We start from the raw sequence: 15,055 nt of genomic DNA on the forward strand, positions 1-15,055 counted from the left end.
AAGGCGTCCTCAGTGCGCGGCTCGGGTCGGCTTGGCGCGGCGTGTGCCGGGCGCGACGGGCCAGACCCCGCTCGTCGCCCCCTCCCCGACCCCGGCGAAGAACGCCTTCATGGTGTCGAAGCGGGCACGATTGCCCAGCGCGGCGTTGATCACCTGCGCCAGCGAGCCGGCCCCGGCGGGCCCCATCAGCGGGCGCGCCGAGATCAGGTTGGTGAAATAGAGCGCGGGGATGGTCATCTCCTTGGCCGCCTGCACCACCGGCGTGGTGCCGATGGCCAGGTCCGGCTCGAGCGCCTTCACCGCGGCGAGGTCCTGCTCCAGCGAGGCGCGGAACTGCACCGGCACACCGCGCTCCTCGAGCCAGGCAAGATCCGGTTCCGACCAGGGGGTGCGCGGACAGGCGGTGCCGACATAGGGCACCTCGGCACCGGACTCGATCAACAGGCGCGCGACCAGCAGCTCCGAGCCCTCGTAGCCCGAGACCAGCACCCGCCCCTTGATCGGCGCGCCGGCGAGCGCGCCCTTGATCGCCGGCAGGAAGCGGTTCTTGGCCGCGTCCACGGTATCGCGCGCAATCCCGCAGGCCGCGCCGATGGCATCGAGCCAGGCGGCGGTGCCCTCGACCCCGACCGGGGCCGAGCCCACCACCGGACGCCCGGCGGCGGCGAACTCGCGCGCGCTGGCGGCATAGTGGGGATGGATCGCCGCGGCGGCGGCGCAGTCGAGCGCGGCATAGAGCTCGCGCCACTCGCGGGTCGGGATCACCGGACCGGCGGCCAGCCCCAGCGGTTCGAGCAACATGCCGATACCGACCGGGTCGGCCGGGAACATCTCACCGAGCAGGGTCACCGTGGGGCGCTCGCTGCGCCCACCGCGCGGGGCCTGCACCGGGCCCTGCTCGGCCTCGCGACGGGCGTAGTTGAGCATCGCCCCGGCGAGCACGTCCTTGGCCTCGGCATGGGTCGGCACACCGAAACCGGGGATGTCGATACCGAGCACGCGCACCCCGTTGAGCTCCTTGGGCAGCAGCCGCAGCGGCACCCCGGAGGCGGTCGGCACGCACAGATTGATCACCACGATGGTGTCGTAGCGCTCGGGGTCGGCGAGCGTGTCGACGGCCTCGCGCACGTCCTCGTAGAGCTGACCGGAGACCAGGCTCTCGGAATCGAACGGGATATAACCGATCGAGCGGCGCGCGCCGTAGAAGTGGGCGGTGAAGCTCAGGCCATAGACACAACAGCCGGAGCCGACCATCAGCATCGCGGTACGACGCATCCGCAGCCCGACGCGCAGCGCGCCGAACGAGGGACACATGGTCTGCGGCTGATCGTGCGGCGCCGCCACCGCGTTGGCGTCGAGCCGCGCGATCAGCGCGCTGTCGCCGGCGGCCTCGGCGGCACGGCGCAGCACGTCACGGTGCTGACCCCCCCCCTCCCCGGGTGCGGCAACGGCCTGCGAGCCGCGGGGCGCGTCCTGGTGCTGCTCAGACATCGTCGTAGACCACCTCGAGCGAGGGCCGCTCGATCGCGGCGGTACTGCACATGTCGGTCGGCTGCGCCGGCTCGAGCACGACGTTGCGACCGACCTCATCGCCCTTGAACAGGCCGAGCAGCGACTCGTGGTCGAGCGGCTTGGGACGACGCGGCGGCGCCTCGGCGACATTGGTCGCCAGCTCCTCGAACAGCGGCCCCCAACGCTCGCCGGGGCGACCGATGATCTCGTAGTTGGCGCTCTTGCGACGGATCTCCTCGTGCGCCGGGATGGTGGCGAGGATCGGGATATCGGCGGCGTGGGCAAAGGCCTGGGCCTCGCCGGTGCCGTCGTCCTTGTTGATCACCATGCCGGCGACGCCGACGTTGCCGCCGAGGCTGGCGAAGTACTCCACCGCCGAGCAGACGTTGTTGGCGACGTAGAGCGACTGCAGGTCGTTGGAGCCGACCACGATCACCTTCTGACAGAGATCGCGGGCGATCGGCAGGCCGAAGCCGCCGCAGACCACGTCGCCGAGGAAATCGAGCAACACATAATCGAAGTCCCAGTCGTTGAAGCCGAGACGCTCGAGCAGCTCGAAACCGTGGATGATGCCGCGACCACCGCACCCGCGACCGACCTCGGGGCCGCCGAGCTCCATCGCGAACACGCCATCGCGCTTGAAGCAGACGTCACTGATCACGACCTCCTCGCCAGCGCGCTTCTTCGCCGAGGAGGTGCCGAGGATGGTCGGGCAGGAGCGCCCGCCGAACAACAGCGTGGCGGTATCGCTCTTGGGGTCGCAGCCGATCAGCAGGACCTTCTTGCCCTGCTGCGCCAGCATGTACGACAGGTTGGCGAGCGTGAAGCTCTTGCCGATGCCACCCTTGCCGTAGATGGCGATGATCTGCGTCTCCTTGACCGCGGGTGCCGCACTGCTCGAGGCGGGTGTGTTGACGGATACGCTCACGAAATCGCTCTCCAATCCAGAATCATCTTCAGGCACATCGGGTCGCCGAAGGCGGTGCGATAGGCGCGATCGGCCTCGGTGGCCGGCTCCCGATGCGTAATGAGCCCGTCCAGGGACAACCGGCCGGACTCGACCAGTTCCTTGACTGCGGCCAGGTCGGCGGGATGCCACTGCGCCGCCACCCGCAACCGCGCCTCGCGCATGAACGCCGGCGGGAAGGTGAACGACAGCGGCTGGCTGTAGAAGCCGGCAAGCACGATCTCGCCCTGCGGGGCGAGCCGCGCGATCAGCTGATCGAGGATCTGCGGATCGCCGCTGACATCACAGATGCTGCGATAGTCGCGCCGCTCGTCATTGGCCGGATCGACCACCTCGTAGTCGAAGCCCTCGGCGCCGCTGGCACGCTCGGGATTGACCTCCCAAACCACCGGACGACTGCCCTCCTCGGCGAGCGCGGCGATGCGCGCCAGCAGCCGACCGAGCACCCCGTGACCGACGATCAGCTCGGCGTGCGGCGCCTTGCCGGGGGTGGCGATGGCGTGATAGGCCGTCGCCGCCAGCGCCAGCAGCACCGCACGCTCGCCGAGGGCCTCGTCGACCGCGAGCAGCCGCGCGCCGGGCACCACCACCCGCGCCGAGGCACCGCCGAACAGGCCGTTGACCTCGCCATAGCAGCGGGCACCGGGGACGAAGACGAAGTCGCCGGCCTTGACCCCCGACTCTGGACCGGCCTCGACCACGCGACCGACCGACTCATAGCCGGGCACCAGCGGATAGCCCATGCCGGGGAAGGGGGGCATGCGCCCGGACCACAGCAGACGTTCGGTGCCGGTACTGATCCCGCTCCAGTCGATCTCGACCACCGCATCGCCCGCCTCGGGCGGGGTGAGCTGCAATCGTTGAAGCGAAAGACGTTCGGGCTGTTCGAGGACAACGGCGAGGGTTTCGAGGTTCACGGTGCGGCACGCATTCGAGTTGTTACGGACGAGCCTCGCAGTTTAACGGATGTGACCGACCCGTCCACCGCGAGAGCCCAGGGATATTGATCTGCATCGGCAAAAGCGATCGCCACGGGACGTGGTGGAACGCGCTCAGTCGGACGCCCGGCGTGCGAGCAGCGCACGGGTGAGGATCGGGCGGTTGGTTGGCAGCTCGCGCGTCTGCTCGAACCCGGCGGCGGCGAGCATCGCCTCCAGCTCGGCGGCGGTGCGTGGGCGACCGCTGCCCATTGCCAGCAGGTAGAGACCGAAATAAGCGTCCCCCACCGGCTCGGCACCACGGGTGCCGGACATCGGCTCGGCCACCAGCAGCGTACCGCCGGGGGCGAGTGCGCGATGCGCCGCGGCGACGAAACCGGCGGCACGCTCGTCGTCGTGATCGTGCACCACCCGCACCAGCGAGACCACGTCCGCCCCCTCGGGCAGCGGATCGCGCAACACGTCACCGCCGACGGCACGGGCGCGCTCGGCGAGGCCCTCGCGGACGAAGCGCGCCTGGGCGCGCTCGGCCACCGCCGGCAGATCGAACAGGATCACCTGCAGGTGCGGCCAGCGCTTGGCCACCTCGACCAGGAAGGTGCCATCGCCGCCGGCGATGTCGAGCAGACAGTGGTGATCGCGGAAGGAATAGGCATCGAGCACCTCCTCGGCGATCATCGCCTGGGAGTCGGCCATCAGCGCCGAGTAGCCGTCCACCGCCGCGGCATCGCTGCGCGCCGGCGCACTCGACTCGGCATAGGCCCAATAGTCGGCGAGCGCGCGCTGCGGACGCTCGCCGCGCAACAACGCCAGCGGGTCCTCGAGATCGGCATAGAGCATCGCGTGGTGCTCGACCATCGCGGCGATGCCGCGGTTGCCGAGCACCACGGCACCACGCTCGCCGAGGGCGAAGCGGTCCGCCCCGCGCTGCTCGACCAGACGCAGGCTGGCCGCGGCGAGCAGCAGACGGCGCGCACCCTCCTCCGGCAGCCCCAGCGCCGGGGCAAGCGCGGCGCTGTCGCTCGGACCACGCTCGTCGAGCAGCTCGAACAGGCGCGCGCGCACACAGGCATAGAGCACCTGGGAGTAGACGAAACCGGCAACGATGTCGAACAGCTCACGGGCGTGACGCCGGGCGAGCGGGCGGGTCAGCGGGAAGCGGGCGGCCCAGCGCTGAAAGCGCGGGCTGGAGAGGAGACGATTGCGTAGCTTCAGCCAGTCGTCACGAATCGGCACGGGGTCCCTCCGGTGCGCGCCCGGCGCGCGCCGCACGGGCGCGCGCGACAGACGCCATCAGGCAGCCTGCTGGGCGAGGCTCTTGGGCATGATGTGGCGCGCCTCGTGCACCAGCACCTCGGCAAAGCGCTCGCGCCCGGGGCACTCGGGGATGGCGTCGACAGCCTCCTGCACCAGCCCCTTGAGCCGGGCCACGGCCCCCTCGACACCGAGTTCGCCGGCGGCGCTGGGACGGTTGAGCAGGGCATCGCGTCCGACCGGCTTGCCGACCTCCTGGGCGCTGGCGGCAACATCACGCAGATCATCGGCGACCTGGTAGGCCTCGCCGATCTTGTCACCGACCACCCGCCAGGCATCGGCGTCGGCGCCGGCGACCTGGGCACCGGCGGCGGTCGCCGCGGCGAACAGCGCGCCGGTCTTGGCGCGGTGATAGTGCTCGACCGAGACCTTGGGCTCGCACTCCCAGGCCTGACCGGCGGTGATGCCGTGCGGCATCCCCGCCGAGCGCCCGACGGTGAGCAACAGCGGGGCGAGCAGTGCGGGCTTGTCGCTGAGCTGACGGGCGAGGTGCTCGAAGGCGAGGATGATCAGCGCATCGCCGGCGAGTACCGCCAGCGGCTCGCCGTAGGCGCGGTGCACCGAGGGCACCCCGCGACGCAGCGGCGAGTCGTCGAAGCAGGGCAGATCGTCGTGCACCAGCGAGGCGCAGTGCAGCAACTCGATGGCGCTCGCCGCGGCATCGGCCGAGACCACGTCCTTGCTGCCACAGGCGGCGGCCACCGCGATGCACAGCCGCGGGCGCACCCGCGCACCGCCCGGGAAGACCGCGTGACGCACCGCCTCGGCCAGCCGCGGGGGACAGCCGGAGACGACCACATGTTCAATGGCCTCGGTCAAGGCCCGCTCGATTCTCGCTGCGGTGGCATCCATCTCTGCTTCCCCGGCAACTGGTGTTCGTCTGAAAAAGTGTAAGGATTAGTTGACACTAATTTGTGTCATGTACAATAGACATCAACGCACGAGGCGTCAACGTGAATCACAGGAGGTCGCTGTCCGATGTCAACGCAATCGGTGGTCGTCATCGGAGCAGGGATCGGCGGCCTGGCAACGGCCATCCGTCTCGCCGCTCGCGGACTGCAGGTCAGGGTGTTCGAGCGCGCCGCCGGCCCCGGCGGCAAGATGCGGCAGCTGCAGGTCGACGGTCAGGCGATCGACGCCGGGCCCACCGTCTTCACCATGCGCTGGGTGTTCGATGAACTCTTCGCCACCGCCGGCGCGCGACTCGACGATCATCTCAGACTGCAACCGGCCGAGATCATAGCACGCCACGCCTGGAGCGCCGACGAGCGTCTCGACCTCTACGCCGACCACGAGCGCTCGGTCGCGGCCATCGGCGACTTCGCCGGCGCCGCCGAGGCCGAGCACTACCGCGCCTTCTGCAAGCGCGCGCGCGCCGCCTACGAAACCCTGGAGCAGAGCTTCATCCACGCCTCCCGTCCCAGCCTGATAGGACTGATGGGTCGCTGCGGGGTCAGCGGCATGGCCGGCTTGCGCGGCATGCGTCCCTACGACACTCTATGGCAGGCGCTCGGCGAGCACTTCGCCGACCCCAGGCTGCGCCAGCTGTTCGGACGCTACTCCACCTACTGCGGCTCGTCACCCTTCGCCGCGCCGGCGACGCTGATGCTGATCGCCCATGTCGAGCAGCAGGGCGTGTGGCTGGTGCGCGACGGCATGCATCGCGTCGCACGCGCGCTCGCCGCGCTTGCCGAGGGGCTGGGGGTGGAACTCCACTATGGCCGCGGGGTCTCGGAGATCGAGGTGACCCGGGGGCGAGCCAGCGGCGTGGTCCTCGAGGACGGCGAGCGGGTGAGTGCCGATGCGGTGGTCTGCAACGCCGATCCGGCGGCGCTCTCCAGCGGACGCCTCGGCGCCGAGGCGATCGCCGCCCTGCCCCGCCTGCCGGCCTCCCGTCGCTCGCTCTCGGCGATCACCTGGGGGCTGGTGGCACACACCGAGGGCTTTGCCCTCGAGCGCCACAACGTCTTCTTCGGCCGTGACTACCAGGCCGAATTCGACGATATCTTTCGTCATCGACGGGTCCCGCGCGAGGGGACCGTCTATATCTGCGCCCAGGACCGCGGCGAGGGCAACATCCCGTCGGGTCCAGAGCGCCTGTTGTTGCTGCTCAACGCCCCTGCACGGGGCGACATGCAGCCATTCGACGCTTCGGAGATCGAGCAATGCGAACGGCGGGTATTCTCCCTGTTGGAACGATGTGGCCTGAGGGTGGCGCGACACCCGGAGCGCTGCCAGGTCGTCACGCCGAGGGACTTCGAGGGGTTGTTCCCGGCGACCGGGGGAGCGCTCTACGGCCCGGCGATCCACGGCTGGCGGGCATCGTTCAATCGACCGGCCTCGCGGACCCGAATCCCGCGGCTGTATCTGGCGGGCGGGAGCACACACCCGGGCGCGGGCGTGCCGATGGCGGCGATCTCGGGGGAGCTGGCGGCGACGAGCCTGCTCGCGGACCTCGCTTCGACCTGAGCATCACCCCCGGCGGCTATCTGTGGTGGTATGTCGACGCGCTGAGCGACGACGGCCAGCACGGGCTGACCGTCATCGCCATGCTCGGCAACGTCTTCTCGCCCTACTACGCCTGGCGCCGACGTCGCGCCGCACCCGACCTCGACCCCTTCGATCACTGCGCGCTCAACGTGGTGCTCTACGGGCGTGACGGCAAGAAACGCTGGGCGATGACCGAGCGTGGTCGCGGCGCACTGCACCAGAGCGCCGATACCCTGCGCATCGGCCCGAGCGGCCTGCACTGGGACGGCGAGGCGCTGACCATCGACGTCGACGAACTCACCGTCCCCCTGCCCTCGCGACTGCGCGGACGCATCCGCGTCCATCCCAGCGCCATCAACCCGCAGGACTTCGTGCTCGACGGCAAGGCTCGTCATCGCTGGTGGCCGATCGCCCCGGTCGCGCGGGTCGAACTCGACTTCCAGAATCCCGGCCTGCGCTGGAGCGGCGCCGGTTATCTCGACTCCAACCGCGGCGAGGAGCCGCTGGAGGCCGGATTCCAGCGCTGGGACTGGTCGCGTGCGGCGCTCAGCGACGGTGCCGCCACCCTCTACGATGCCACCGAGCGTGATGGTCGCAACAGCCAGCTGGCGCTGCGCTTCGCGCGCAACGGCGAGGTCGAGCAGGTGGCGCCGCCGCCACGGGCGGCGCTGCCGACGGCCAGCGTCTGGCGGGTCGGACGCGGCACCCAGTGTGAGGCCGGCGATCAGGCGCGGGTGGTGCAGACGCTGGAGGACACCCCCTTCTACGTCCGCTCGGTGGTCGAGACCCGACTCTGCGGCGAGCGCGTCGAGTCGGTGCACGAGAGCCTCGATCTCGATCGCTTCGCCGCCAACTGGGTACAGATGCTGCTGCCCTTCCGCATGCCGCGCAAGACCTGGGACTGAACCCACGCATCCTCGGCGTACTATTTAATAAGGTGTCACACAACAACGCCGCGCCGGATCCGATCCGGCGCGGCGTTGTTGTCTCGACGGGCTGCGACAGCCGATCAGCCGCGCGCCGAGGACATCGCCAACTGACCGGCGCGGGCACGCGCGGCCTCGCTGGCGGCGCGCTCACGCGCCTCGAGCTCCTCGAACAACTCGAGCACCCGTACCACCTTGCCGCCGACGCCCGTGTTCTGCGCACGCATGTGCACCGGGGTGGCCTCGACCACGGCATCGACCAGGAAGCGGGTCTCCTCCAGCGCAGGCGCCGCGACATAGCGCGCGGTCAGCATGGTACTGCCAAGGATCGGGGCGAGCAGCTGCATCTTGCGCGGTGCCGGCACCACCGCGCGACTCGTGATCGAGTCGAGCCCCTGGCGCTCGAGCTGACGCCCGATCTCGGCATAGAGATAGCGCGCGGCGTTGATCCCGGCGCGACACCCTACCGGCAACCCGGCGATGCCGACGTCGGCGCGCCGGTAGAGCGCGTCGGCGGTATCCAGCATGCGTCGGATCACCGAGGCCAGGGCGTCGTTGAACACCGGGTCGGCGAGCCAGGCATCGGGGTCGATACCGGCCTCGCGCATCCACTGCTTGGGCAGATAGAGCCGACCGGCGCGGGCATCCTCGCCGACGTCGCGACAGATGTTGGTCAGCTGCATGGCGACGCCGAGGTCACAGGCACGGGCCACCTGATCGGCCTCGCGTGCACCCATCAGGGTCGCCATCATCGCGCCGACGGTCGAGGCGACCCGGGCCGAGTAGGCATAGACCCCGGAGATGTCCTCGAAGCGACGCTCCTCGGCATCCCACTCGAAGCCCTCGAGCAGGGCCTCGAGCAGCACCTTGGGCATGGCGTACTGGACCACCACGTCGGCCAGCGCGCGATCGGCGGGATCGTCGATCGGGTTGCCGTCGTAGATGCGGTCGAGCCGCGCACGCAGCCCGGTGAGGGCGCGCGCCTTGCCGGCGGCATCGGGCACGAAGTCGATCGCGTCGTCGGCGATCCGGCAGAAGGCATAGAGCGCGATCGCCGGCTCGCGGATGCGCTGCGGCAACAGGAAGGAGGCCGCGTAGAAGGAACGCGACCCACAGCGCAGCAGCTCCCGGCAGGCAGCGAGATCGTCCGCCGAGGCGTGACCCGGCGACGGATTCAGGACATTAAGCGAAGGCTGAAACATCGGGCACCACCGTATCGAGGACACGGGCCGAGGAGATGACGCCGGGAATCCCTGCACCCGGATGCGTCCCCGCACCGACCAGATAGAGGCCTTTGACGTCCTCACTGACATTGTGCGGGCGGAACCACGCACTCTGGGTGAGGGTCGGCTCGAAACTGAACCCGGCCCCGAGATAGGAGTTGAGCCTGTCCTGGAAGTCCTGCGGCGTGGTGACCAGCGAGGTCGCGATCTGGTCCTCCAGGCCGGGCAGCACGGTGTCGCTGAGATAACGGGCGATCTTGGCCCGATACTCCTCGGCCACCGTGGCCCAGTCGGTGCCGCTCTCGAGGTGCGGAACCGGGGACAGGGCATAGAAGGTGTCGCACCCCTCGGGGGCGAGACTCGGATCGGTCGCCGTCGGGCGATAGAGGTAGAGGCTGAAGTCCTCGGCCAGACGCTTGTGCTGGAAGATGTCCTCGATCAGCTCGCGATAGCGCGGGCCGAGCAGGATGGTGTGGTGCTTGACGTCGGGGTACTGGCGCTTGGTGCCGAAGTACCAGACGAACAGCCCGGCGGAGAACCTGGAACGCTCGACCTTGCGATCGGTCCAGTGACGACGCACCGTCGCCGGCAGCAGCCGACGATAGGTGTTGGCCGCGTCGGCGTTGGAGACCACGATATCGGCGGCGATCTCCTCGCCCGAGGTCAGCCGCACGCCGGTGGCGCGCCGACGCGAGTCGACCATGATCTGCTCGACCTCGGCCTTGTAGCGGATCTCACTGCCCTGCCCCTCGATCAGGTCGACCATGCCGCGCACCAGGGCGCCGGTGCCGCCCATCACCGAGTGCACGCCCCACTTGCGCTCGAGGAAGGAGATCAGGGTGTAGATCGAGGTGACCTTGAAGGGGTTGCCACCGACCAGCAGCGGGTGGAAGGAGAGCACCTGGCGGATATAGGGGTCCTTGATGTACTTCGAGACCATGCCGTAGACGGTGCGGTAGCTCTGCTTGAGCACCATGTCCGGCACGATCTTGGCCATATCGGTCCAGGAGGTGAAGGGGATGTGTGCGAGGTCCTCGAAGCCGACCTTGAACACCCCCTCGCTGTACTTCATGAAGCGATCGTAGCCCTCGACGTCGTCCGGCGAGTACTGCGCGATCTGCGCCTTCACCGCCTCGGGATCGCCGCTGTAATCGAACACCTTGCCGTCGTCGAAACGGATCCGGTAGAAGGGATCCATCAAGCGCAGATCGATGTCGTCGGAGAACTTGCGCCCGCACAGCGACCACAACTCCTCGAGCAGGAAGGGAGCGGTGACGATGGTCGGGCCAGCGTCGAAAGAGAAACCGTCGCGATGGTGCATGTAGGCACGCCCGCCCGGCGCGTCGAGCCGTTCGAGCATGGTGACCCGATAACCGCGCGCGCCAAGGCGAATCGCCGCGGCCAGACCACCGAACCCGGTGCCGATCACGATCGCGTGGGGCTTGGCGCCCGTCACGCCCTTGGAAACCTGTGGAGCCGCAAGTGTCAAGTCTCTAATACCCAATCTAGTGTCAAGATGGCTTGACATTATAGCAGCATGACCGCCCCGTCCACCCCGGCGGCGCCTTTTGAAACTTGATCGGAATCAGCTCGGATCGGGCAGCAGACCAGCCCGCCCGAGCAGCTCGCCGATCAGCACCGCGACATCCTGCGGACGCTCCTCGTGAGCCAGGTGCCCGAGCCCGGACAGACGATGGATCTCGGTGCTCGGCAGCCGCTCGCGCACCCGCTCGGCCTCGCGCGGCGAGACCGTGCCGTCGTTCTCGCCGACGACCAGAAACAGCGGCGGCGCGAGTTCGGGGAGTGCCCGGGCGAGCGGCTCCAGGTCCCAGTTGGCCATCATCGTCAGGGTGGCGCGGATATGATCGGGATCGGCGACCAGCCGTCGGTAGAACTCGATCCCGGCCTCGTCGAGCCGCGAACCGGTATTGGCCACCAGTCCCTCGATGGCCTTGCGGTCGAGCGCATGCCAGGAGAGAAAGCGCGAGACCACCGGCACCGAGGCGAACAGCTGCGCGGTCGGCGAGAACACCCGCCCGGGCACCCCGCGCCAGGGCAGCAACGCGCCGTTGAGCGCGACCAGGGCATGCGGTACGAACCGCGCCTCGAGCACGGCACGCACCATGATCGCCGCCCCGGCCGAGTGCCCGATGACTGCGACGGGGCGGTGTCCGATACGTTCGAGCAGCGCGCCGAGCGCGGCACTCATCCCCGGCAGCGACATCTGCGCGTAGGGCAAGGCCTCGGTGAAGCCATGACCGGGCAGGTCGGGGGCGATGATGGTGAAGCGCTCGGCCAGCAGCGGCGCGAGATCGCGCCAGGAGTGGGTCGAGGCGCCGGTGCCGTGGAGCAGCAGCAACACCGGCCCCTGCCCCATCAGCTGGACGTGCCAGCGGATCCCGCCGGCGGTGACGAAGCGACTGGCGCCTCGATTCGGCCAACTGTCGCCGTCGCGCGTCCAGTCGAGCCGTCTGGTCAGGGTGAATCGCATCCCTTTCACCTCCTTCGGCAAGACGTTCGGCAAACCCGATGAACGCTCGCGCCCGACCATCCCTGGGGTGGTCGGGCGCGAGCGCGGGGCCTCAGCCGGTCGCCACGCGAACCGCCTGGTTCAACGCACCGGCATCGGCATGCGGCAGCGGCAGGTAACGCGCACCCATCTCGGCGGCGAGCTCGCGCCCCTGCTGCTGCGGACGTGGCGAGGTGTCGATCACCATGGCGCTCATCTCCTGCGCCCGCACCGCCCGCGCCGCGGCCTTGGCCTCGTCGAAGGCGCGCGCCCGACCACCGGCGCCGTCGCGCGCCACGTTGGCGCGACCGTCGGTCATCAGGATCAGGATCGGGGTACCGCCACGACGCTGGATCGAGTCGGCCATCATCATCCCCAGATCGATCCCCGAGGCCAGCGGCGTACCGCCGCCACCGGGCAGCCCGGCGAGGGTGCGCTTGGCACGCACCAGCGAGCGAGTCGGCGGCAGCAACACCTCGGCGCCCTTGCCGCGGAAGGCGATCAGGGCCACCTGGTCACGGCGCACATAGCAGTCGGCCAGCAACATCTCGACGGCACCCTTGGCCTCGGCGAGACGGTGCAGCGCCGAGGAGCCCGAGGCGTCGACCATGAAGATGGTCGTGGTCTCGGAGCGGTGCTTGAAGCGGGTGATGCGGAAGTCGTCCTGACGCACCTCGATGCGCGAGGACTCGATGCCGCGTCGCGCCCGCTCCTCGCGCCGCAACCGCTGCCAGGGCGCCGCGGCGCGCAGGGTCTCGACGACGTTGAGCTTGAGCCCGGAACGCAGCTCGCCGCGCAGCACCCCGGCCGGACGACCGCGGGTCGGCGCGTTCTGTATCGCACCGGCCTTGCCGGTGGCGCGCGAACGCGAGCGACGCAGGGTGCCGAGCTGGAGCTGCGAGAGCAGATCGGCGGGGATCGCCGCCTTGGCCGCATCGAGCACGGTGTCCTCGAGTTCCTGCGGCTCTTGCTGCTGCTCCTCGGACTGGTTCTGCTCCTGCTCCTCGGGCTCTTCCGGCGGTGGCGGCGGCTCCTCGGGCGGCTGCTCCTCGCTCGGCGGCAGCTGGGTGGCACGCGGCGCCAGCACCAGACGCGCGGCGACGGCCAGGTCCTCGGCCTCCACCTGGTCGCGACCCTCGAGCGCCGCCGAGGCGCAGGCGACCCGACAGGCGAACAGCGATGCACGCAGCGAGGGGATACCGAGCGCCAGCGCGGTACCGCACAGCGCCTCGAGCTGCTCCTCGTCGAGGGTCAGCCCGGCGAGACGCGCGCGCGCCTGCACCACGTCCTCGGGATCGTAGTCGCAGGCGATCGCCTCGTGGACGCGGATGTGGGTGAGATCGACGTGGAAGGCGAGACGATCGAGCAGCGCATTGAGCAGCCCCTCGTCCTCGCCCACGCCCTCGTCGAGCGCGACCACCGCGAAGCGCGACGGGGTGCGCATCGCCAGGCCGTCGCGTTCGAGCACCACCTCGCCCGAGTCGAAGGCCATGGTCAGGCGCGCGGCGGTATGGGCCGAGATGCGCTCGGCCATCGCCAGCTCCACCAGACCACCATCGGCCTCCACCAGCAGGCCACGTTCGGCGATCGGGCGACCGGCGTTGAGGGTCGCGGCCAGATCGAGGCCGCCGAGCAGGCGACCGTCGGAGACGTGCAGCGGGATGCGGCGATGCGGCGCCTCGGGCGGCTGCAGATCGCGCATCAGGCTCAGCCACTGCTCACGCACCGGGCCGGCGAGGGCCCGTAGCGCGACGCCGCCGGTCCCGACCGGATCGACGCTCATCAGGGCCGCAGCCAGCACCGCATCATCCCACGCGGACAGGCCCGCCCCGGCCGGGGGCGGACCCGCGTCGACGCCTTGATCGGCGGCGGGATTCGCGGCGGTCATGTTCATTCCCCGAACAGTTCCGCCACGGCGCGCTCGACCCGGCTGGTGGAACCGGACTCGTCGAGCGGATCGCGACGCAGACGGTGACGCAGCGCCGAGGTGGCGACCTCCTTGAGGTGGCGGTCGACGACCTCGGTGTCGCCCTGCAGCGCGGCCAGGCCACGCGCGGCGCGGATCAGGGTGAGCTCGCCGCGCAACCCGTCGGTGCCGAGCTTCATGCACAGCTCGCCGGCGCGCTCGAGGGTCGCATCCGGCACCTCGACGCTGGGCAGCAGCTCACGCGCCTTCTGGATCTGGCGACGCACCTTGCCGTCCTGACGCTTCCACTTCTCGACGAAGGCGTTGGGATCGCGCTCGAAGGCGTCGCGCAGCCGCACCACCTTCATCCGGGTGGGCAGGTCCTGCGGGGTCTTGACCTCGACGGACAGACCGAAGCGGTCCTGCAGCTGCGGGCGCAGCTCGCCCTCCTCGGGGTTACCGGAGCCGACCAGCACGAAGCGCGCCGGGTGACGGACACTCAGGCCCTCGCGCTCGACCAGGTTCTGACCCGAGGCGGCGACGTCGAGCAGCGAGTCGACCAGATGGTCCTCGAGCAGGTTGACCTCGTCGATGTAGAGGAAGCCGCGATGGGCACGCGCCAGCAGACCCGGCTCGAAGGCCTTCTCGCCCTTGGTCAGGGCGCGCTCGAGGTCGAGGGCGCCGATCACGCGGTCCTCGGTGGCACCGAGCGGCAGGTCGACCACCGGCACCGGCACCTGACGGCTCTTCAGCGTCCGCCCCGCGGCACGCTTGGCGCGGCAGTCCTCACACAGGACGTCATCGCTGGCCTCGGGGTCGCACTGATAGGTGCAATCGACGGCACGCATCTTCGGCAGCAGGGCGGCCAGGCCACGGATCGCGGTGGACTTGCCGGTGCCGCGGTCGCCGAATACCAGTACACCGCCGATCGAGGGATCGATGGCAGCGATCAATAAGGAGCGTTTCATCTCCTCCTGGGCGACAACGGCGGAAAACGGGAACGGGATGGGCATAACGCTGCAAACCTTGTTGCTTAGTCTGTTCGGCGCAAACGGCCAGATTGAGCGGACACGCCCAAGACCGTCGCGCACACAGGCGCTTGCTGGACGTTGTCCCGATGAACCATGGAGCCGGTCGCGCGGCGCGCAGCCCGCCCCAAGCCTTATTCGATCAAGTTCGCGACCCTAGCGCCCCTGCTCGACCGTGGTCAAGCCGACAGGATCAATCACCGGCGAGAATCCCCGAAAGGCGCGTGGTTTCCATGACCGGG

The 15,055-nt window shown here is 69.7% G+C and carries 12 protein-coding genes; 2 read left to right on the top strand and 10 right to left on the bottom strand.

Going from position 1 to position 15,055, the window contains the following annotated elements; genetic code table 11:
- Positions 1-9: 9 nt before the first annotated feature.
- From bchY to ACAM26_RS00175, 5 genes are all read right to left on the bottom strand, one after another.
- Positions 10-1,491, bottom strand: coding sequence for a chlorophyllide a reductase subunit Y (gene bchY / locus ACAM26_RS00155; RefSeq protein WP_369612902.1), 1,482 nt, complete (start codon positions 1,489-1,491; stop codon positions 10-12).
- Positions 1,484-2,440 (bottom strand): chlorophyllide a reductase iron protein subunit X, encoded by a 957-nt coding sequence (locus ACAM26_RS00160; protein WP_062272639.1) that lies wholly within the window; start codon positions 2,438-2,440, stop codon positions 1,484-1,486. Before ACAM26_RS00160 ends, bchY begins: the two co-directional genes overlap by 8 nt.
- Complete coding sequence (gene bchC / locus ACAM26_RS00165) at positions 2,437-3,396, bottom strand: chlorophyll synthesis pathway protein BchC (RefSeq protein WP_123141425.1); 960 nt, start codon at positions 3,394-3,396, stop codon at positions 2,437-2,439. The genes ACAM26_RS00160 and bchC overlap by 4 nt, the downstream gene beginning before the upstream one ends.
- 135 nt (positions 3,397-3,531) lie before the next feature.
- Positions 3,532-4,653 carry a methyltransferase gene (locus ACAM26_RS00170; protein ID WP_123141424.1) on the bottom strand — a complete coding sequence of 374 codons (1,122 nt, stop codon included), beginning with the start codon at positions 4,651-4,653 and terminating at the stop codon, positions 3,532-3,534.
- A gap of 57 nt (positions 4,654-4,710) precedes the next feature.
- Entirely contained in the window at positions 4,711-5,583 is an 873-nt protein-coding gene (locus tag ACAM26_RS00175; RefSeq protein WP_062272565.1) for a polyprenyl synthetase family protein, read from the bottom strand.
- Between the two features lie 126 nt (positions 5,584-5,709).
- Between ACAM26_RS00175 and crtD the strand changes: the two genes are divergently transcribed.
- Positions 5,710-7,200 carry a 1-hydroxycarotenoid 3,4-desaturase CrtD gene (crtD, locus tag ACAM26_RS00180; RefSeq protein ID WP_369612903.1) on the top strand — a complete coding sequence of 497 codons (1,491 nt, stop codon included), beginning with the start codon at positions 5,710-5,712 and terminating at the stop codon, positions 7,198-7,200.
- An 80-nt stretch (positions 7,201-7,280) separates the two neighbouring features.
- Entirely contained in the window at positions 7,281-8,126 is an 846-nt protein-coding gene (locus ACAM26_RS00185) for a carotenoid 1,2-hydratase (RefSeq protein ID WP_223806132.1), read from the top strand.
- A gap of 104 nt (positions 8,127-8,230) precedes the next feature.
- Here ACAM26_RS00185 and ACAM26_RS00190 read toward each other — a convergent pair whose 3' ends face one another.
- The 5 genes from ACAM26_RS00190 to bchI all read right to left on the bottom strand — a co-directional run bounded on the left by ACAM26_RS00190 (position 8,231) and on the right by bchI (position 14,798).
- Positions 8,231-9,349 (bottom strand): phytoene/squalene synthase family protein, encoded by a 1,119-nt coding sequence (locus ACAM26_RS00190; RefSeq protein ID WP_132228724.1) that lies wholly within the window; start codon positions 9,347-9,349, stop codon positions 8,231-8,233.
- Positions 9,330-10,898, bottom strand: coding sequence for a phytoene desaturase (locus ACAM26_RS00195; protein WP_223806173.1), 1,569 nt, complete (start codon positions 10,896-10,898; stop codon positions 9,330-9,332). Before ACAM26_RS00195 ends, ACAM26_RS00190 begins: the two co-directional genes overlap by 20 nt.
- Positions 10,899-10,955: 57 nt before the next feature.
- Positions 10,956-11,861 carry an alpha/beta fold hydrolase BchO gene (bchO, locus tag ACAM26_RS00200; RefSeq protein WP_123141420.1) on the bottom strand — a complete coding sequence of 302 codons (906 nt, stop codon included), beginning with the start codon at positions 11,859-11,861 and terminating at the stop codon, positions 10,956-10,958.
- Between the two features lie 91 nt (positions 11,862-11,952).
- Entirely contained in the window at positions 11,953-13,773 is a 1,821-nt protein-coding gene (locus tag ACAM26_RS00205; protein ID WP_123141419.1) for a magnesium chelatase subunit D, read from the bottom strand.
- Complete coding sequence (bchI, locus tag ACAM26_RS00210) at positions 13,770-14,798, bottom strand: magnesium chelatase ATPase subunit I (RefSeq protein ID WP_123143403.1); 1,029 nt, start codon at positions 14,796-14,798, stop codon at positions 13,770-13,772. Before bchI ends, ACAM26_RS00205 begins: the two co-directional genes overlap by 4 nt.
- Between the last annotated feature and the right edge of the window lie 257 nt (positions 14,799-15,055).

It is taken from the genome of Marichromatium sp. PS1, from assembly GCF_041155115.1.
GTDB classification, from domain to species: domain Bacteria; phylum Pseudomonadota; class Gammaproteobacteria; order Chromatiales; family Chromatiaceae; genus Marichromatium; species Marichromatium gracile.